Here is an 18,188-nt window from a genome sequence, read left to right as displayed (position 1 = left end):
CCGCTTGGGTGCGAAGCGCCCATAAAAAATGGGGCTGCTGCGCAACCCAGCGGGAGCAAGCTCCCTCGCCACAAGCAAGCTCCCTCGCCACAAAAGCTTTGCTCGCAAGTTGCCGATGTTGACCGTCAGCAAATGCCCTCTTCGTCGAGTCTGTATACTGCGCCCTCGTCTTGAACACTGAGGTCGCTGCATGCCATCCGTTATTTCCACCGACATCCTGATTGTCGGCGCCGGAGTCGCCGGCCTCTGGCTGAACGCGCGCTTGCGCCGCCAGGGGTTTTCAACCGTGCTGGTGGAAAGCGCCAGCCTCGGCGGCGGGCAGAGTGTCAAATCCCAGGGCATCATCCATGGCGGCGCCAAGTACGCCTTGCATGGCGCCCTGACCGGGGCCTCGGAAGCCATCGCCGACATGCCGCGCCGCTGGCGCGAAGCCCTGAAGGGCGAAGGTGAGCTGGACCTGTCCGGCGTGCGCATGCTGTCCGATGCCCATTATCTCTGGTCCCCCGGCACCCTGGCCGGCAACCTCACCAGTTTCTTTGCCAGCAAGGCCGTGCGTGGGCGGGTCGATCAGGTCAAGGGCGACCAATTGCCGCCGGCCCTGCAAGACAAGCGCTTCAAAGGCAAGGTCTATCGCCTGGCCGAACTGGTGGTGGACGTGCCCAGCCTGATCGCACGCCTGGCGGAACTGGCTGGCGACAGCCTGCTGGCCGGGCAGCGTATCGAGCCACTGCGCGAAGCAGGTGAATTGATCGGACTGAAGGTCGACGACCGTGAGATCCGTGCCCAGCGCATTATCCTCAGCGCGGGCGCAGGCACCGCTGATCTGCTCAAAGCCCTGGGTCTGGACAAACCGGCCATGCAGACCCGGCCGTTGCACATGGTCCTGGCCAAGGGGCCGAGCCTCAAGCCGCTTTACGCCCATTGCCTGGGCGGTGGACCGAAGCCACGCGTCACCGTGACCACCCACCCGGCCGCCAATGGCCAATGGGTCTGGTACCTGGGGGGCGACCTCGCCGAAGGCGATGCCATCGCCCGCGAACCCGCCGAGCAAATCGCCGTCGCTCAGAAAGAACTTGGCCAATTGCTGCCATGGATCGACCTCAGCACCGCGCAATGGGCCACGCTGCGAGTTGACCGCGCCGAACCGTTGCAGTCGGGCCTGACCCGCCCGGATAACGCCTTCCTCGCCGAACAGGATCGCCTGCTGGTGGGCTGGCCAACCAAGCTGGCCTTGGCGCCGGACTTCGCCGATCGGGTGGTTAACGCGCTGCAACGCGACGGCATCCAGCCCAGTCATCCGGCCCCGCTGCCGGACCTGCCGAAGCCGCCCATGGGCGTGCCTGCCTGGGAGCAACTGCTGCCATGAGCCAAGCGACCCTGCATGACCTCTATCGTCCCCTGGGCCACGACGGCCCGCGGGTTTCCCCCCTGGGCCTGGGCACCGTCAAGCTCGGCCGCGACCAGGGCGTCAAATACCCCAACGGTTTTCAGATTCCCGATGACGACGAAGCGCGCATGCTGCTCAAACTGGCGCGCGACCTGGGCATCAACCTGATCGACACCGCACCGGCCTATGGCCGCAGCGAGGAACGCCTCGGCCCGCTGCTGCGCGGCGAACGTCACGACTGGGTGATTGTCAGCAAGGTCGGCGAAGAGTTCAGTGAGGGCCAGTCACGCCATGACTTCAGCGCCGCCCATACCCGATTCTCGGTGGAACGCAGCCTCAAGCGCCTGGAAACCGACTACATCGACCTGGTCCTGGTGCATTCAGACGGCAACGACCTGGCGATCCTCAACGACAGCGAGGTCTACCCGACCCTGGCGGCGCTCAAGCGCGAGGGCAAGATCGGCGGCTTCGGTTTTTCCGGCAAGACCGTCGACGGCGGCTTGAAGGCCTTGGAGCAAGGCGATTGCGCGATGGTCACCTACAATCTGAACGAACGAAACGAAAAGGCGGTCATTGACTACGCCAGCGAGCACGGCAAAGCGATCCTGGTGAAAAAAGCCCTGGCCAGCGGCCACGTCTGCCTGAGTCCAGGGGTAGACCCGGTTCGCGCCAGTTTCGAACTGTTGTTTGAGCATCCCGGGGTCGCCAGTGCTATTGTCGGCACCATCAATCCGCTGCACCTCGCCCATAACGTCGCGACCGTAGCCACGGTCCTGCGTAAACACTGACGCCGCCCTACGCGGCCTTAAGGAAGGAGCCGACATGCCGCGTACGCTCATCAGAAAGAACCCGAGTAACTTCAAGACCCTACCCCTGTTCGTCGAAGCGACCCCCGAAGGCCTCACTTACCAGAGCGTCGGGATGCCGCTGAATTTTGCCCAGACCTTGCAGCGCCGCCGGCCGGTCGCGGTAGCCGATGCCGAGCGTTTTTCCCTGGAGCTGGCCAACCTGGGCGTCTCGGTGCGCCTGACCCTGCATTGGCAGAACCGCGACTACTGGGTGCTGGTGCGCCAGCGCCGGCAGGATCGCGGCGACGTGGTGCTCAAGCTGATTTCCGGCTACGTCCCGGCCCACGAACTGAACCTGCCGCTGCTCACCGCCATCAGCGAGATCGCTGAAGAATGCCTGCTGGAAACCCCTGAAGGCTGGCTGGGCGGGCGTTTCAATGACACCTGGCTACCGGCGCCCTACGCCACCGCCCTGCATTATCGCGAAGCCTTGCCGTTTCGCCTGACGCCCCTGTCGGGCTCGGCCCGCCCGGTGCGCAGCGCCAACCTGCAACTGATCGAGCGGCCACGGGCCTACGTGCACCTGCCGACGGCATCGCTGCAATTGATCTATGACTTGCGCCTGGATGTGCCCAAGGAAGCCAAGTCCCTGAGCCTGTTTCACGTCGATGAGCGCCTGGAGGGCGACCAGTTGGTGGCGCGCCTGGACCGCAAGCGACCGGACCTGTACCTGATGCCGCTGCAGGATGGGCAACCCTTGCCCGAGTTGTATACCTTGAAAAAGGACCAGCTGTATCCGGCCAGCACCCGTGGCCTGTACCTGGCGGAAAGTTTCGCCCGGCAGGACGGCTGGCTGGTGCGTGACGAGCGGATTCGCTGGAAGGACTGGCTGCGCCAGCAAGGGCTGACGCCACCGGGCAAGGAGTCGGGCCTGACCCGACTCAAGGGCAAGGCCCGGCAGTTGCTCAAGAAGATCGTGCCGCGCAAGGTGGCTCGTTAGAAACCACACCACTCAGAGTGCTTTTGTGGCGAGGGAGCTTGCTCCCGCTTGGGTGCACAGCACCCATAAAAATGGGGTTGCTGCGCAACCCAGCGGGAGCAAGCTCCCTCGCCACTACAGCTGCCTGGCTCTACAAACTGCGACTCAGTTATTGCGGATCTTTTCCACAATTGCCGTCGTCGAGCTGTTTTCCACCAGCCCCAACACCTTCACGGTGCCGCCGTAGGCCGTGACGATGTCCGCGCCGACGACCTGGTCGATCCCGTAGTCACCGCCTTTGACCAGCACATCCGGCTTGACCTGGCGCAGCAGGTTTTCCGGGGTGCCCTCGCTGAAGCTGATCACCCAGTCCACCGCTCCCAGGCCGGCCAGGACGGCCATGCGCCGGTCGACGCTGTTGATCGGACGCCCTGGCCCTTTGAGACGGCTCACGGAGGCATCGTCATTGACCGCGACAATCAGGCGATCGCCTTGAGCCCTGGCCTGCTCAAGGTAAGTCACATGGCCGGCGTGCAGGATATCGAAGCAACCGTTGGTGAAGACGATTCTTTCGTTGTGGGCACGGGCGTCGTCAACGGCCAGCAGCAGTTGCTCCAGGCCCAGCACGCCCCGCTCGGAGCCTTCCTCGCGCTGGATGGCGCGGCGCAACTCAGGAGCGCTGATGGCGGCCGTACCGAGCTTGCCGACGACAATGCCTGCCGCCAGGTTAGCCAGGGCGACCGCATGGGGCAGTTCCTCGCCGGCAGCGATCGCCGCGGCCAGGGTGGAAATCACGGTGTCGCCGGCCCCCGTCACGTCGAACACTTCACGGGCACGGGCCGGCAAATGCAACGCGGGGTGATCGGGACGCAGCAGGGTCATGCCATGCTCGCCACGGGTCACCAGCAGGGCGCCGAGGTCGAGGTCCTGCATCAACTGCGCGCCTTTGCTCACCAAGTCGTGCTCATCGACGCAACCCCCGACGATGGTTTCGAACTCGCTGAGGTTCGGCGTGATCAGGCTCGCGCCACGGTAGATGGAAAAATCCTTGCCCTTGGGGTCGGCCACTACCGGGATACCCCGGGCACGAGCGGCCTGGATCAGCGCCTGGTGGTTTTTCAACGCGCCTTTGCCGTAGTCCGACAACACCAAAACCTTGACGCCTTCGAGCAGGTTGTCGACCTCGGCACCGAGGGCCAGGGGGTCGGTGGCGAAAGGCTCTTCGAAATCGATGCGCAGCAGTTGCTGGTGACGGCTCATGACCCGCAGCTTGACGATGGTCGGCTGGTGCGCAACGCGCTGGAATATCGCGTGCACGCCCGCGCCCTTGAGGCTGTTGGTCAGGCTGTCGGCGGCCTCGTCGTCGCCGGTCACGCCCACCAGGGAGGCCGGCGCACCGAGGGCAGCGATGTTCAAGGCAACGTTGGCGGCACCACCGGGGCGATCCTCGATGTGCTCGACCTTGACCACAGGTACCGGCGCCTCAGGGGAAATCCGTGAGGTTCCGCCATGCCAGTAGCGGTCGAGCATGACATCGCCGACCACCAATACAGGGGCTTGATCGAATCGCGGCATGGACAACTTCATGGAGCATCCCACATACAAAATGAACAGGGCCGCGATATTAGCACAGGGTTGGCAAAGGCTTGTCCATGGCTGCAACGCGAGGCCAGGACCTTCGCTCCATCAGATTTGCAGCAACGCCGATAGCCGCGCACAGGCCTGGGCCAGCTCCTCCTCGCTGGTATCGATCGCGCAGTCCGGCGCAAGGGGTGCCTCGTAGGGGCTGTCGAGCCCGGTGAAGTTCTTGATCCGCCCGGCAAGGGCTTCGCGGTACAACCCCTTGGGGTCACGTCGGGCACAGACGTCAAAGGGTGTACTCACATAAACCTCCACGAAGGTGCCCTCGGGAAACAACTGCCGGGCAGCCTCCCGGTCGGCACGAAACGGTGAGATGGCCGCCACGATGACAATCAGGCCGGCATCGACCATCAGCCGCGCGACCTCGGCAATGCGACGGATATTTTCCTTGCGGGCCTCGGCATCCATGCCCAGGCCCCGGCACAACCCCTGGCGCAGGTGGTCGCCATCGAGCAGGGAGGTGTGCAAGCCCTGCTGGTTGAGCTGCACTTCCAAGGCATTGGCCAGGGTCGACTTGCCCGCCCCCGACAGCCCCGTCAGCCAGATGCAGCGTGGGCGCTGGGCTTTGATGGCCGCCCGATCCGCGGGCGTGAGCGCCTGTGCATAAGGACGAATCTGCGGCGGCTGCATCGACACGTTTGACGTTTCATTCATAACCAAGCATCTCGTAATCACGTTGGTATACCCGCCGCACCAACCGACGGGTCCGCACCGAGCAAATATCCCTTACCGGCGCCGTGGCGCGTTGCCAGCTGTGGTTCACATGGGGCAACGTCGCGACCACCCCCAGGTGTTCGCACACCCGCTGATGGTCCCGGTCCAGGTATTTCCTGGTAACCGATGAAGTCCACCGCCAAGTGGCCGAGGGAGTCGGTGAGGAAATCCGTCTGGGCAGCGAAATGCAATTGCCGGGTGATGTTCTCCGAGTGCAGCCAACGCGCGACGAAATCATCGAAGTCGCGGTATTGGCCCACCATTTTCTGCTCCGCCTGATCGCGCGGCCCCAACGTATTGCCCCGCAGGAAAGCATAGGCTGAATACGCACGCTCCAGCGGATCGCGGACAAAAGCAGATTTGAAACTGTAGCCAAACCCTAGCAGTCACGGATCGCGGATTTATTGTGGATTGGTCAACGCAGGTAACGTTTTCGATACAAACTCAGTGGGAGCGAGCTTGCTGGCGATGGCACCGGCACATTCAACTCACCGGCCCAGGCACACCGCTATCGCGAGCAGGCTCGCTCCCACCGTTGATCGAAGCCGGCCGTGAGAGACAGGCCGGCTATCAGAGCCTGGAGTCCGGGCTCAGGCGATATTCTGGGCGGGAGCGTCCAGCCCCATGGCGTGAAGACGCGCGTAGTAGCCGTTCTGCGCCAAGAGTTCGCCATGGGTACCCCGTTCGACGATCCGGCCCTGGTCCATTACCAGGATCAGGTCGGCTTTTTCGATGGTCGACAAACGGTGAGCGATGACCAGGGTCGTACGGCCTTTCATCACCTGGTCCAGCGCCGCCTGGATATGCCGCTCGGACTCGGTGTCCAGCGCCGAGGTCGCCTCGTCGAGGATCAGCAGCGGCGCGTTCTTCAACAATGCCCTGGCAATGGCCAGGCGCTGGCGTTGGCCGCCGGACAGCAGCACACCGTTTTCACCCACCTCGGTGTCCAGGCCATGGGGCAACTGCTCGATGAAGTCCATCGCATAGGCATCCCGGGCCGCCTTTTCAATGTCGGCCCGTGGGGCACCGGCCAGGTCGCCGTAGGCGATATTGTTGGCCACCGAATCGTTGAACAGGGTGACATGCTGGGTCACCTGGGCGACATGACGACGCAGGTTACGCAGGCGGTAGTCTTCGATTTCCACGTCGTCCAGCAGGATCTGGCCGACCTCATGGTGATAGAAGCGCGGGATAAGGCTCGCCAGGGTCGACTTGCCGCTGCCCGAACGGCCCACCAATGCAATCATCTGCCCAGGTGCCGCGGTGAAGCTGATGTCCTTGAGCACCTCGCGGTCAGCGCCGGGGTAGGTGAAGCTCAGATCGCGTACGTCGAGACGACCGCTGACACGCTCCTGCTCGACCGTACCCCTGTCGACCTCCGGCTCGACATCCAGTTGCTCGAAGATGCTCTCGGCACCGGCCACGCCTTTCTGGATAGTGGAGCTGACTTCCGAGAGCTGGCGAATCGGCTTGGGCAGCAAGCCGGCAGCCGTGATGTAGGCCACCAGGTCACCGGCCGTCGCGTCGCCGCGCAGGAACAGCACCAGGAACATCAGGGCCGCCATGGCGGTGTAGATCACCAATTGCAGCATCGGCGTATAGACCGCGCCGGTACGCGTCATGCGCAATTGCTTGTCGGTGTTGCCCTGGCTGGCGTTGGTAAAGCGCTGCTCTTCATAGGCCTCACCGCCGAAGCTGCGCACCACGCGGTAGCCCTGGATGGTCTCGGAGGCAACGTGGGTCACGTCGCCCATGGCCACCTGGATCTTTTTGCTTTGCTTGCGGAATTTCTTGCTGGTGCTGCTGACCATGACCGCGATCAGCGGCAGGATCGCCAGCATCACCAGGGTCAGCTTCCAGTTCATCCATACCAGGTAGGCAAAGAGGAACACCACGGAGAGACCTTCGCGGATCACCACTTTGATGGCATCGGTGGCAGCACCGGTGACCATGGTCACGTTGAAGGTGATGCGGGAAATCAGGTGCCCGGAATTGTGGGTGTCGAAATAACGATTGGGCAACACCAGCAACTTCTTGAACAACTCGACCCGCAGGTCGTGCACCAGCCCCAGGGAAACCTTGGCCAGGTAATAGTTACCCAGGAACGACCCCAGGCCCTGCCAGGCAGCGATCAGAACGATCAGCAGCGGCACCGCCATCAGCAGCTTCAAGTCCTTGAGGTACGGCACGTTGGGAAAGAGCACCGCATCGGGGTTGCTCAAGCCGTCGACGAAATATTTGAGAATCCCGGCCAGCATGGGCTGGGTCGAAGCAAATATCACGAAACCCAGGATACTCAGCAGGAAGATGCCCGCGTAGGGTTTGACGTATCCCAGCAACCGAAAATAGATCTTCAGGCTGGAATCCTGTTCCGCTTTGGGCGGTGCGTCACTCATCGTCGGGCTCACTGGTTAGGAAGAACGCGGAATTTTATCACAGCCATCGGGATTGGCCCGCGCCCAGGTCAAAACGCTGGCCAGGCCAATCGGCAACCAGGTAATGAACCATTCGGCACGGGGAGTTCCGGTCAGGCTCGCGGCGTCGAACTGCATCGCCAGGAACGAAAACACCCACATGCCGAGCACGCCCTGGCCCAGCAGGCTTTCTCGGGCGCGCCAGGCTTCGCGCAACACGGCGAACCAGACCATGCACCACAGCAGCAGCCCCGGCAGCCCGAGTTGAATGGCGACATGGCTGAACAGATTATGGGCGTGATCGAACGTGAGGCCCTGGCTGGTGATCCGGTAGTCGGCCGCTACGCCAAGACCGCCCCATGGGCGCTCGGCAATCATGTGCAGGCTCGACATGAAAATCTCGGGGCGATAGGAAGCACCGCGTGCCATGACCAATGGTTCGAGCAACCAGAAGGTCAGCATCGCCAGCACCAAGGCCGTGGCGGCGATAATACGGGCACGCTGGTCCCGACAGTAGATCGGCATGGCCAGTACGCTGAGCAGCAGGGCCAGTGCGGCGCCACGACTCTGGCTCGCCACCACGAAGACCACCAATAGCCCCAGCGCCACCGTCCAAAGCGCTTGCAGCCCGATATGACGTGGCGTCCAGTGCAGCATCCAGATCGCCGCCAATCCAATCACATAGCCGCCGAGGATCGGATGGGACAGCTCCCCCAACCCTTCCAGGCGTGCATCCCAGTGATTGTTCGCATACCCATAGAAATGGACGATGGCCATCAAGGCCGTCAGTGCAAGCCCCAGCCCTCCCCATTGCATGATACGGATCACTCGTTCGGGCTGGCCGTCGGCGAAGATCGGGAAAAACAACAGGAATGCCAAGATGTAGAGCAGTCGCTTGGCTTCCCGGGCAGGCTCTGCCACCTCGGCCCAGAACAGCGAGACTAATGCCCAGAGCATCAGCGCCAGCAACGCTGTGTAGATCACCCGTTGGGCGTTCCACAACTCCACCAGCCGATGGCGGGCCGACCAGGCGAAGACGATTACCGGCAACCAGAGAAATGCAACCAACCCTTGTTGATAGATTTTGTTGGTCGGTGCAAGGGCTATCGCCAGCAAAAACCATAACAAGCCAAAGGCCATCCAGCCCTGCACCCAACGTGTTGCCCGCATCTATCGCTCCTAAACGGTGTACCAGCCAAACCGGCATGGTGAAAACAAAAACTTTTGGGCATCATGGCCCGCCACGGCACCGGTTCTTTCAACAAGGTTTCCCTACGATGCAATCCTCACGGCTTCCCCAAGCCGCTTTGAATCAATTGATTGAAGGCGCCAGCATTCTGGAGGCCGATAGCTACGGCCCAAAAGTCTATTTGCTGCAGGATGGGAATATCCTCAAGCTGTTTCGCCGCAAGCGGCTATTTTCTTCGGCCCTGCTAAGGCCTTATTCAGCACGATTCATCAATAATGCGGCCCGCCTGCAGAAGCTCGGCGTGCCGACCCTCGAAGTGCTGGCCTTCTACAAATTGCAAAAACCCGGCATGACCGCCGTACTGTATCGACCGCTCCCTGGTAAAACCCTGCGTCAATTATCGAATCAGGAAAACTTCAGCTGGCAGCATACCCTTCCCGCGCTTGTCGAGCTGATCCGCAGCCTGCATGCCAGCGGTATTTATTTTCGCTCGCTGCACCTGGGCAACATCGTCGTCACACCTGAAAACCAACTGGGGTTGATCGATGTCGCCGACATGCGCTTCCTGCGCTCGCCGCTGCCACGCTATCTGGCACGTCGTAACTTGCAGCATTTCGCTCGTTATATTGCCCGAGAGAACCTGAACGGGAGCTTTCCGATGCAAGCATTGGAAAACGCCCTACTGGCTGCCTGAGATCAAATTCCGCGCGGCCTGGCTGAAACTCGACCAGGCCTCGTCAGGGGCCAGTGCCCGGTACTGGGCCGCGGCGATTGTCTCGGCCGGAGCCTGCGCCGCTCGTTCGATCGCCTCGCTCCAGCCGCTTTCGTCGTTGGGTATCGCGTACCAACCGGTGTCGCCCAGTTGTTCACGAAAGACCGCAAGTTCGCTGGACAGTACCGGGACGCGAGCCAGGACAGCTTCCTGGAGGGTCAGCCCAAGGCCCTCGTCCAGGGACGGGATCAGCACCCAGTCAAATGCCCGGTAGAGCGTCGCCACATCCTCCAGATGCCCGACCAGCAAGATCTTGTCGACCAGATCCGGCCGGGCAATCCGCGCTTGCAGCGCTTCGCGCCTCGGCCCCTCGCCGACAATCACCAGGCGCCAATCGGGATGGTGGGTCGCCGCCCGGCCAAAGGCTTCCAACAGACAGGCGAACCCCTTGCTGTCCACCAGCCTTCCCACCGCACCAAATATCCGCGTTTCTGGACCCGGTAAACCCAGCCGGGCACGTGCCGCTTCGCGAGACAGCAGTGCAGCCTGGAATTGCGCCGGGTCGAACGCGCTACGCAGCACAGTGACCGGGATGTCCAACTCGTCCTGGAGCGACATCGCCAGGGTCTGGGAGACCGCTGCCAGGGTCAGGCGGGAAGCAGGGAAGCCGCGCAACAGCTCGCGGCCCGCAGGACTGAGCCGTGTCGCACCATGGAATATCACCACCACGCGAATCTGCGGCATAGCCTTGAGGACCGGCAACAAGGCACGGGCCACGCCGATGCCATCGAGCAACACCACACGGGCATCGCTGTCGAGCAACGCCTGGCGGAAACGACTGTGCATGAGGGGTTTGAGCAGGCGCCAAACGTGTCGGCCCTTGAGCCGGGCCGAGGTCATGTTCCACTCCAGCGTCGACCCGACATCCATCTTGCAGGCAGCCGCCCCCTGCAAGAGCCATGTCTTGACAGGCATCGCTGGTTCCATCCGCGAGAGAATCTGATTGTGAACCTTGTGTACCGAGGCGAACGGTGCACCGCCCGCCCACATGACATTGATAACGCTCATCGAGCAGCAAACCTTTTATCGCGGACCAGAATTCATGCGTCGTGGCATTCAATAGTTGATAAGCCAGCCAATGCAGACTCCGAGCAAGAGGACCAAGGACAACTTGACCTGCTCGCGGCGCTTGCGGCGAGCCTTGCGCTGGCGCTCCACGGGCACTTCCACATGAACCCCGAATCCGGTGTGCAAAACAGCATCCCCTTCGAGCGTGACCGCCGTCAAGTTCAGTTGGGCATAGCGAAGCGACAAGGCTTTTTCACCGCCGAAACCGGCAAAAGGGGCGCAAAGCCGATACTCCTTCAACCGTCGCAGGCCAGGGTTGAGCGAAAAGCTTTGCCATTCGGGCTTGTCTGAAATCAACGGGTAGCAAGGCACCCCGCCGATGACTTCACGCTCGCCCAAATGAATGTAAGGACTGTGCACGCACAAATCGTAGACATAGTTGCGCAACCACACCTGAAGAACATCCGGTCGCTGCTCCAGGATCGTGCGCGAATCTTCCACGAAGGCCGGGCGATAGAATGCCCAGTCATCCTCACAGTGAAAAATGTAAGGCGTCTTGACGTGCTCGTACGCCAGGTCGATCGAAGCCAGTTGCCCCAGCTTCGGTCGATTGACGAAGGCCGTCGTGTGGTCCTTCCAGTGAGCAGGAATAACAGCATGTACGCCTTCGTCGCCGGCATCTTCGGTAATGAAGACTTCACGGATCGGCGCGGTATTGAAGCGGTCGAAGCTCTCCAGGGTCTGCTTGAGCAGATCGAGCCGGCCGCAACTGGTTACCACCAGGGTAATGTCACTATCGTCGGAAAACTGCACGGAAATACCAATTTATCAAACGCCATCCAAACATCGGATGGCTCAACGGTTCCTGTCAAACGCCCAGCTTCAGGCGCAACGTTTCCAGCAGATTCAACGGGGCACGAGGCCGCAAGGGCGGCTCCAGTGCTTCAACGATTTTCTGCCCGATGCGCGCGAAACTGAACTGTTCCAGCGCCAGCTTCTGGCCGTTGTGCGCCACATTGCGTGCCAGCTCGGGGTCGGCGCGCAGCCGGGAAAGCTTTTCCTGGAGTTGTGGGATGTCACGGTACAACACCACGTTCTGCATGTCCTGCAACCCCAGCGCCAGCGCCTCCTCAATGCCCTGATCGAACGCCAGCAGCACACAGCCACAGGCCATGGCTTCGAAATTCTTGATCATGAACTCGCCCATGCCCACGTCGGCACTGACGAAAAAACGGATACGGTTGAGGGTTTCGCAATACTCTTCGCCGGACTTGGTCCGGGTCACGACCAGTGGCTCAACCCGGCCCAGCTCATCCAGCAGTGCCTTGCGACCACTGTAGGCCACACTGTTGGTGCTGCCGACGAAGGCCAACTCGATATCCCGTTCACGGCCCTGATCCTGCAATAACGACTGATCGTAGCCCTTGGGCACGAAAACCGCATCGAAACCTTCGCCGCGCAGACGCTCGGTCACCATGAAGCCGGAACTGATCACCCGCACCCATGGCAGGCGACGGTAATGCGCACTGAATTTGCCGGTGTATTTGCACGGGATGTAATTCTGGTAGGCATCGTGCTCGAGAATCACCAGGTTGGGGATCGTGCGGATGAAGCCGGCTTGGCGGATCTCCTGCTTGAAACGCAGGAAAAACACGATCCGGTCATAACGCGATACGTCCACATGGCGGCGGAAATATCCCCGCAGGTTGCGTTGTTCCTTGCTGTCGAGCCAGCGCAAGTCGCACTCGCAATGAGCGGCCACGCCTTCGTAGAGTCGGTCCAGGATGGCCCGCTGTTCTTTCTGCACCAGAAACAGAACTTTCATCGTTTTCCTTGCGGCACCGAACGACTTGATAAATAACCGGAGGCCGGTTTGCGCCGTAGCGCAAAGACGCCCCGCCTTGGGCCCTTACAGCCGCCAGAACAGTTCATGGCGACGCACAGCCTTGCGAAAAAATTCGTTCTCGCCATACGCCGAGCCCGTGCGTCCGGCCAGCAGACGCTGGATGCCACGGCGCAGGCGACGCTTGAACGGCGCAGGCGGTTGCAGGTCATGCATCATGCCCAGCGCCATGGCCTTGTCGCGCTGCCCAGGCAAGGCCAGCGGCAGGCTGACAGGCTGCATCGGCAGGGCCGGCTCGAAACACGGCGGCAACGCGATGCCCGCGCCTGCATCCCCCATGGGCCAGCGATCATTGTCGTGCAGGTGATTGGCGTAGCCCAACAGCGTGGTCGGTTGCCACTCCAGGCCTTCGAGGGCTTGCAGGACGGCATGATGGGCGCAGAGATGATCGGGGTGCGGATCGAAGGTCGGGTGTGGCAATACAATGACTTCGGGACGCGCCTTGAGCAGCAGCTCACGCAGGTCCGCCAGCAGGTTGTTCCAGGTGGGCGCGCCGTCGGCATCGCCGGGCAGGGCGAACGGGTTCAACTGGCGGAACAGCCGGGTATCGCTCAGGCCCGCCTCCCGAGAGCCCTGGGGCTGGCTCGGCGCGGCTTGCATGGCCGCCAGTTGCAGACAGAAATAACCCAACTGCACACAGTGCGCTTCAGGCACCCCGGCCCAACGCGGTACGGCAATGCTGTCCCAGGCTCGCAAACGGCCCTTGAGCCGCGCGGCTTCGACACTGTCCAGCCCCATCTTCCGGTAATGCCCGGCCTCGATTTCACCCGCGGTCAGCGTCACGATCCAGGCCTCGTCAGCCTGGCTGTACAAGCCGTAGGCAGCCAGCTCGGCATCATCGGCGTGGGGAGCGATGACCATCACCCGCTGGCGTTGCACTGGCGGCGGCGTGAAGGACCACAGCGTCGGCTCGCCCAGCAAACGGCAATGGCGCCCGCGCAGGCGCAGCTCGCCCCGGGACAACGCCGGGCCCTGCTCGCTGAGGTTGAGATAGCGCAGGCCATTGACCCCGCGCTCGAAGGTTTGCAAGTCCTTTTCACCCCCCGACAACTCGACGAGCGGGTCGATGAAACGTCCCAGCCAGGTGCTCTTGATCCGCAGCGCGAGGATCAGCGTCGCGCCATCATCGAGAATCACGCCTTCGTCCAACCGTAGCCGCCCGGCATTCAAATGCACCTTGGGTTGCTGGGTGAACGGCGGGAAGCTGTATTGGTAATCGTCCCGGGGCGAATAGAACAAGTGATCGGCGAACCACGCTTCGTGAGCGATCCAACCCAGCACCGCCAGGACCAGGGGCAGCCACCAGGCCACCGCGACGCCCAACACCACCAACACCACAAGGGCGAGTAACAACCCCACGCGCTTGTTGCGACGGTGGCGCCTGAGCAACTGTTGCTTGCGACTCATGGGTGGGTTCATACGGTAAACACCGGCACGGGGTTGCACCAACGGTCCTTGTATTCCCGGTCCGCCCGGCCGAACGAAAAACGCAACGGCTTGCCGGCGGTACGGGCATGTTCCCAGGCGCTTTGGGTGTTGAGGAAGCTCAACACGCTGCCGGGGCTGAATTCGCGGGTCTGCGGGTCGACGCCACCGTTGATGTACTCGACGCTGATCCACTCGGGCGCTTCGACGCGATACACCAGTTGGATGGCAATCGGCGCATCGTTGAGGAAAATCACCGAGCCGATCAACCATTCGCGCAACAACTCGACCACCTCGCCCATCCGCTCGGCACCGGTGGCCGCAAAGCCCCAGCGACGCAGGAACAGGTCGCAGTAGATCGAGGCCAGTTCGGCGCTGGAAAACTCGCCGACCGGCCGCACCACCCCACCCGCCTCTTCCAGCAAACGCAGTTCACGGCGCTGGTTGTAGCGAAACTTCTTGGACAGCTCTTCCGGCGTGCGGGCCATGGCCAGTTGTTCCTGCTGCAACTTCAAGCCGCTGAAGCGCCCCTCGTTGAGGGCCGACAGGTAACGGCCACGATGACGCAACGGGGCCTGTGCATCGGGCGCCGCCGGCAGGATCAGCTCGGCATTGCCCAGGTCGAACAAGCCCTTCTTGCCGCTGCGCTTGAGCACGTCTTTGGACAGCGCCAAGTCGCGGCCCCAGGTCGGTATGGCAGCCTTGAGCTCACCGCCCTGCTCGAACGCCAGGTAACGCACGGGAATCCCGGCCAGGGCCGCCAGGCGCTCGACCACCAGGGGATGGGTGGCCACGCTGCCGCCAAAACGCTGCCAGGCCTGGGCGTAAATCGACGCATCGACAGCGGTCCAGCCGCGCTCGCGCCAGCCTTGGAATCGGTTGAGCATCAGGCCCTCGGCGCCAGTTCGGTGACTTGGGGCAAACGCCAGAATGCCTCGCGTACGGCGCGATCCGAAAAACGTTCGCGCAAGCGATCGAGCATCAGCTCGGCGCATTGGCGACGCTGCAGATCGTCCATGGCCGCCAGGTGTTGCAACCCCTGGGCCATGTGCTCGGCGTCGCCCAGCGGAAACAGGATGCCAACGCCTTCGACCACTTCCTTGGCACCACCGCAGGCCGTGGCCAGCAACGGTACGCCGGCGGCCATGGCTTCGAGCAGCACCATGCCGAATGGCTCGTGGTCGGAGCTCAGGGCGAACACATCAAAAGCGCGGAAATAACGGCGCGCCTCGGGCACCTGGCCGAGGAACAGCACACGATCAGCAATACCCAGCTCTCGGGCCAACGCCTTGAGGTCCTGCTCCAGACGGCCCTTGCCGAGAATCGCCAACTGGCTGTTGGCCGGCAGATGCCCCAGCGCCGCGGCAAAGCCGCGCAACAGTGTGGCCTGGTCCTTGTCCGGGTGCAGACGGCCGACATTGCCGACAATCCAGGTGTCCGTATCCAGCCCGAGCGTATGCCGAGCCTCCTCCCGGGAGACCAGGCTGGCTTGGGTGGCATCAAGGTCGATGCGGTTGTAGAGGGTCTGGATCCGGGCAGCTGGCCATTTCGGCAGGCAGCGGCGCATGTCGTCACGCACCGCATCGGAAACCCCGAGCAGGCTCAGGCGCTTGCCAAAGATATGGGCGAACAGCCGGCGGGTACGCCGTTGGTAGTCACCAAAGGCGTGGTGCACGCCGATCACTGGTAAGCGAGTACCCAGCAGGGCGATGTAGATTGGCTTGAAACGATGGGCAATGCAGAAACTGAAATTGCGCGAAGCGGCGATCTTGCGCAGATCGCCGATGGCGCCCAGCTTCAGGCCACGAATGGCGCTGGAGCTGTATTCCATGAACAGCACCTCGTCCGAGGCACAAGCGGCGGCAACTTCGGCATCGGCCGCCCCCGTGAGGAACACCGTGGTCACGCGATAGCCAGTGCCCGCGAACAGGCTGGCGTACTGACGGGCACAGTCCAGGAACGGCCCGTCATAACCGTGGCAGAACTGCAGCACATGTCGCTCAGCCGAGCGTGTCATAAGCGTCCACGCCGTCTTTGACCACCAGGATGTCTTCCATGATCAGGTACTGCAGGTCCGAACCGAAGAACATGTTCAACGCGTCGGTCGGCGAGCAGATCATCGGTTCGCCACGCCGGTTGAGCGAGGTGTTCAGCGACACGCCGTTGCCGGTCAGCACCTCCAGGGCCTTCATCATGTCGTAGTAACGCGGGTTGTATTCGCGCTTGAGCACCTGGGCCCGGGAGGTGCCGTCTTCATGGACGACTTCCGGCACGCGGGTTTTCCATTCTTCGGCCACTTCAAAGGTGAAGGTCATGAACGGCGCCGGGTGATCGACCTTGATCATCTGCGGTGCAACGGTGTCGAGCATCGACGGGCAGAAAGGCCTCCAGCGCTCGCGGAACTTGATTTGTTCGTTGATCCGATCGGCCACGCCGCTGGCGCTTGGGCAGCCGATGATCGAACGACCGCCCAAGGCACGCGGGCCAAACTCCATGCGCCCCTGGAACCAGGCCACCGGGTTGCCGTCGACCATGATCTTGGCGATGCGCTCGGGGGTGTTGTCGATCTTGCGCCACGCAGGCTTGCTCGGATGACGGGCACACGCGGCGATCACGTCTTCGTTGCTGTAGGCCGGGCCGAGGTAGACGTGTTCCATCTTCTCCACCGGCACGCCACGGGCGTGGGACACATACGCCGCCGCCCCCACCGCCGTACCGGCGTCACCGGAAGCCGGTTGCACGAACAGCTCCTTGACGTCGTCACGGGCGATGATCTTCTGGTTCAACTTGACGTTCAACGCACAACCACCGGCGAAGGCCAGCTTGCCGGTTTCCTTGAGCACGTCGCCCAGGTAGTGGTCGATCATTTGCAGCGCGAGCTTCTCGAACAGCGCCTGCATGCTTGCCGCATAGTGGATGTACGGCTCGTCGGCGATGTCGCCTTCACGTTTCGGACCGAGCCATTCGATCAGCTTCGGCGAGAAGTAGAAGCCCTTGCCCTTCTCTTTATAGCGGCGCAGGCCGATCACGTTGGCGTAGTCGGTGTTGATCACCAGCTCGCCGTTTTCGAACGAGGCCAGGCGCGAGAAATCGTACTTGGTGGCATCGCCGTAAGGCGCCATGCCCATGACCTTGAATTCGCCGTCGAGCATTTCAAAACCGAGGAACTCGGTGATCGCGCCGTACAGGCCACCCAGGGAGTCCGGGTCGAAGAACTCCTTGATCTTGTGGATCTTGCCGTTTTCGCCGTAGCCGAAGAAGGTCGTGGCGTATTCGCCTTTGCCGTCGATACCCAGAATCGCGGTTTTTTCCTGGAAGCCCGAGCAGTGGTAGGCGCTGGAGGCGTGGGCCAGGTGATGCTCGACCGGCTCGATCTTGATCTTTTTCGGATCGAAGCCCAATTGTTCCAGGCACCAGACGATCTTGCGGCGATAGCGCTTGTAGCGACGGTTACCCATCAGGATCGCGTCGAGGGCCCGGTCCGGGGCGTACCAGTAACGCTTGGCGTAGTGCCAGCGCGCCTCGCCGAACAGGCTGATCGGGGCGAACGGAATCGCCACCACATCGACGTCGGAAGGCTTGATACCGGCCTGCTCCAGGCAGAACTTCGCCGACTCGTAGGGCATGCGGTTCTTTGCATGTTTATCGCGTACGAATCGCTCTTCCTCGGCCGCTGCGATCAGCTTGCCGTCAATGTACAGCGCGGCGGAAGGATCATGGCTAAGGGCGCCGGACAGGCCAAGAATCGTCAATGCCACAGGGGTCTAGCCTCTTATGTCTGCATACGGGCGACAAGCGCCGCGAAAAATTGATGTGCCGCTCGCCGGGGGGCTGCTGGGCAGAAAGGGCGGGATTATAGCTTAAAAGCGGCCTTAAGCCTCTAGGGACACGCGGCAACCTAGTGGCGAGTTACCGACTCGCCATGTCCATTGACAGCCAATGGCTACCAACATAGACTTCGCGCAAAT

Annotated in this window: 15 protein-coding genes and 1 pseudogene; 4 read left to right on the top strand and 12 right to left on the bottom strand. The window is 62.2% G+C overall.

What is annotated here, in order from left to right:
* Positions 1-190 precede the first annotated feature (190 nt).
* The 3 genes from AC515T_RS02765 to AC515T_RS02755 are packed head-to-tail and all read left to right on the top strand — an operon-like array spanning position 191 to position 3,175.
* Positions 191-1,366, top strand: coding sequence for an NAD(P)/FAD-dependent oxidoreductase (locus AC515T_RS02765; RefSeq protein WP_496531355.1), 1,176 nt, complete (start codon positions 191-193; stop codon positions 1,364-1,366).
* A complete protein-coding gene (locus AC515T_RS02760; protein WP_496531354.1) occupies positions 1,363-2,175 on the top strand; it encodes an aldo/keto reductase in 813 nt (270 codons plus the stop codon). The genes AC515T_RS02765 and AC515T_RS02760 overlap by 4 nt, the downstream gene beginning before the upstream one ends.
* A gap of 34 nt (positions 2,176-2,209) precedes the next feature.
* A complete protein-coding gene (locus AC515T_RS02755) occupies positions 2,210-3,175 on the top strand; it encodes a hypothetical protein (protein WP_014336264.1) in 966 nt (321 codons plus the stop codon).
* A gap of 144 nt (positions 3,176-3,319) precedes the next feature.
* On the opposite strand, the gene hldE is transcribed toward AC515T_RS02755, so the two are convergent.
* From hldE to AC515T_RS02730, 5 genes and pseudogenes are all read right to left on the bottom strand, one after another.
* Positions 3,320-4,741, bottom strand: a complete 1,422-nt coding sequence (hldE, locus tag AC515T_RS02750) for a bifunctional D-glycero-beta-D-manno-heptose-7-phosphate kinase/D-glycero-beta-D-manno-heptose 1-phosphate adenylyltransferase HldE (RefSeq protein WP_496531353.1) — start codon at positions 4,739-4,741, stop codon at positions 3,320-3,322.
* 99 nt (positions 4,742-4,840) lie between these two features.
* Positions 4,841-5,449: an adenylyl-sulfate kinase gene (gene cysC, locus AC515T_RS02745; RefSeq protein ID WP_496531352.1), complete on the bottom strand. Its 609-nt coding sequence runs from the start codon at positions 5,447-5,449 to the stop codon at positions 4,841-4,843.
* Positions 5,442-5,886: pseudogene (locus AC515T_RS02740) on the bottom strand (sulfotransferase family 2 domain-containing protein); the annotation flags it as partial. The gene cysC and the pseudogene AC515T_RS02740, both read right to left, overlap by 8 nt.
* A 213-nt stretch (positions 5,887-6,099) precedes the next feature.
* Complete coding sequence (msbA, locus tag AC515T_RS02735; RefSeq protein WP_496531351.1) at positions 6,100-7,905, bottom strand: lipid A export permease/ATP-binding protein MsbA; 1,806 nt, start codon at positions 7,903-7,905, stop codon at positions 6,100-6,102.
* A 15-nt stretch (positions 7,906-7,920) separates the two neighbouring features.
* Positions 7,921-9,093 carry an O-antigen ligase family protein gene (locus tag AC515T_RS02730; protein WP_496531350.1) on the bottom strand — a complete coding sequence of 391 codons (1,173 nt, stop codon included), beginning with the start codon at positions 9,091-9,093 and terminating at the stop codon, positions 7,921-7,923.
* A 107-nt stretch (positions 9,094-9,200) separates the two neighbouring features.
* Between AC515T_RS02730 and AC515T_RS02725 the strand changes: the two genes are divergently transcribed.
* Positions 9,201-9,806, top strand: a complete 606-nt coding sequence (locus tag AC515T_RS02725; RefSeq protein ID WP_496531349.1) for a BUD32 family EKC/KEOPS complex subunit — start codon at positions 9,201-9,203, stop codon at positions 9,804-9,806.
* Here the strand turns inward: AC515T_RS02725 and AC515T_RS02720 are convergent.
* The 7 genes from AC515T_RS02720 to AC515T_RS02690 all read right to left on the bottom strand — a co-directional run bounded on the left by AC515T_RS02720 (position 9,792) and on the right by AC515T_RS02690 (position 17,978).
* Positions 9,792-10,892 (bottom strand): glycosyltransferase family 4 protein, encoded by a 1,101-nt coding sequence (locus tag AC515T_RS02720; protein ID WP_496531348.1) that lies wholly within the window; start codon positions 10,890-10,892, stop codon positions 9,792-9,794. The two genes, AC515T_RS02725 and AC515T_RS02720, sit on opposite strands and share 15 nt — an antisense overlap.
* A 48-nt stretch (positions 10,893-10,940) precedes the next feature.
* Positions 10,941-11,705, bottom strand: coding sequence for a glycosyltransferase family protein (locus AC515T_RS02715; RefSeq protein ID WP_496531347.1), 765 nt, complete (start codon positions 11,703-11,705; stop codon positions 10,941-10,943).
* Positions 11,706-11,760: 55 nt separating this feature from the next.
* Positions 11,761-12,717: a glycosyltransferase family protein gene (locus AC515T_RS02710; protein WP_496531346.1), complete on the bottom strand. Its 957-nt coding sequence runs from the start codon at positions 12,715-12,717 to the stop codon at positions 11,761-11,763.
* A gap of 84 nt (positions 12,718-12,801) precedes the next feature.
* Positions 12,802-14,202, bottom strand: a complete 1,401-nt coding sequence (locus AC515T_RS02705; RefSeq protein WP_496531345.1) for a PIG-L deacetylase family protein — start codon at positions 14,200-14,202, stop codon at positions 12,802-12,804.
* 8 nt (positions 14,203-14,210) lie between these two features.
* Complete coding sequence (locus AC515T_RS02700; RefSeq protein ID WP_496531344.1) at positions 14,211-15,107, bottom strand: antimicrobial resistance protein Mig-14; 897 nt, start codon at positions 15,105-15,107, stop codon at positions 14,211-14,213.
* Positions 15,107-16,237: a glycosyltransferase gene (locus AC515T_RS02695; RefSeq protein WP_496531343.1), complete on the bottom strand. Its 1,131-nt coding sequence runs from the start codon at positions 16,235-16,237 to the stop codon at positions 15,107-15,109. Before AC515T_RS02695 ends, AC515T_RS02700 begins: the two co-directional genes overlap by 1 nt.
* Positions 16,221-17,978 (bottom strand): carbamoyltransferase family protein, encoded by a 1,758-nt coding sequence (locus tag AC515T_RS02690; protein WP_003197115.1) that lies wholly within the window; start codon positions 17,976-17,978, stop codon positions 16,221-16,223. The genes AC515T_RS02695 and AC515T_RS02690 overlap by 17 nt, the downstream gene beginning before the upstream one ends.
* Positions 17,979-18,188: the final 210 nt, after the last annotated feature.

Source organism: Pseudomonas sp. FSO-7 (assembly GCF_059579345.1).
The sequence above is the reverse complement of the archived record's forward strand: the minus strand, read 5'-3'. Positions and strand labels throughout refer to the sequence as shown.

What these genes read in the sequence shown, in the direction of transcription:
- AC515T_RS02725 (WP_496531349.1), top strand. Translation starts at nt 9,201, where the DNA reads ATGCAATCCTCACGGCTTCCCCAAGCCGCTTTGAATCAATTGATTGAA.
- AC515T_RS02760 (WP_496531354.1), top strand. Translation starts at nt 1,363, where the DNA reads ATGAGCCAAGCGACCCTGCATGACCTCTATCGTCCCCTGGGCCACGAC.
- AC515T_RS02755 (WP_014336264.1), top strand. Translation starts at nt 2,210, where the DNA reads ATGCCGCGTACGCTCATCAGAAAGAACCCGAGTAACTTCAAGACCCTA.
- AC515T_RS02710 (WP_496531346.1), bottom strand. Translation starts at nt 12,717, where the DNA reads ATGAAAGTTCTGTTTCTGGTGCAGAAAGAACAGCGGGCCATCCTGGAC.
- cysC (WP_496531352.1), bottom strand. Translation starts at nt 5,449, where the DNA reads ATGAATGAAACGTCAAACGTGTCGATGCAGCCGCCGCAGATTCGTCCT.
- AC515T_RS02705 (WP_496531345.1), bottom strand. Translation starts at nt 14,202, where the DNA reads ATGAGTCGCAAGCAACAGTTGCTCAGGCGCCACCGTCGCAACAAGCGC.
- AC515T_RS02700 (WP_496531344.1), bottom strand. Translation starts at nt 15,107, where the DNA reads ATGCTCAACCGATTCCAAGGCTGGCGCGAGCGCGGCTGGACCGCTGTC.
- AC515T_RS02765 (WP_496531355.1), top strand. Translation starts at nt 191, where the DNA reads ATGCCATCCGTTATTTCCACCGACATCCTGATTGTCGGCGCCGGAGTC.
- msbA (WP_496531351.1), bottom strand. Translation starts at nt 7,905, where the DNA reads ATGAGTGACGCACCGCCCAAAGCGGAACAGGATTCCAGCCTGAAGATC.
- hldE (WP_496531353.1), bottom strand. Translation starts at nt 4,741, where the DNA reads ATGAAGTTGTCCATGCCGCGATTCGATCAAGCCCCTGTATTGGTGGTC.
- AC515T_RS02730 (WP_496531350.1), bottom strand. Translation starts at nt 9,093, where the DNA reads ATGCGGGCAACACGTTGGGTGCAGGGCTGGATGGCCTTTGGCTTGTTA.
- AC515T_RS02695 (WP_496531343.1), bottom strand. Translation starts at nt 16,237, where the DNA reads ATGACACGCTCGGCTGAGCGACATGTGCTGCAGTTCTGCCACGGTTAT.
- AC515T_RS02720 (WP_496531348.1), bottom strand. Translation starts at nt 10,892, where the DNA reads ATGAGCGTTATCAATGTCATGTGGGCGGGCGGTGCACCGTTCGCCTCG.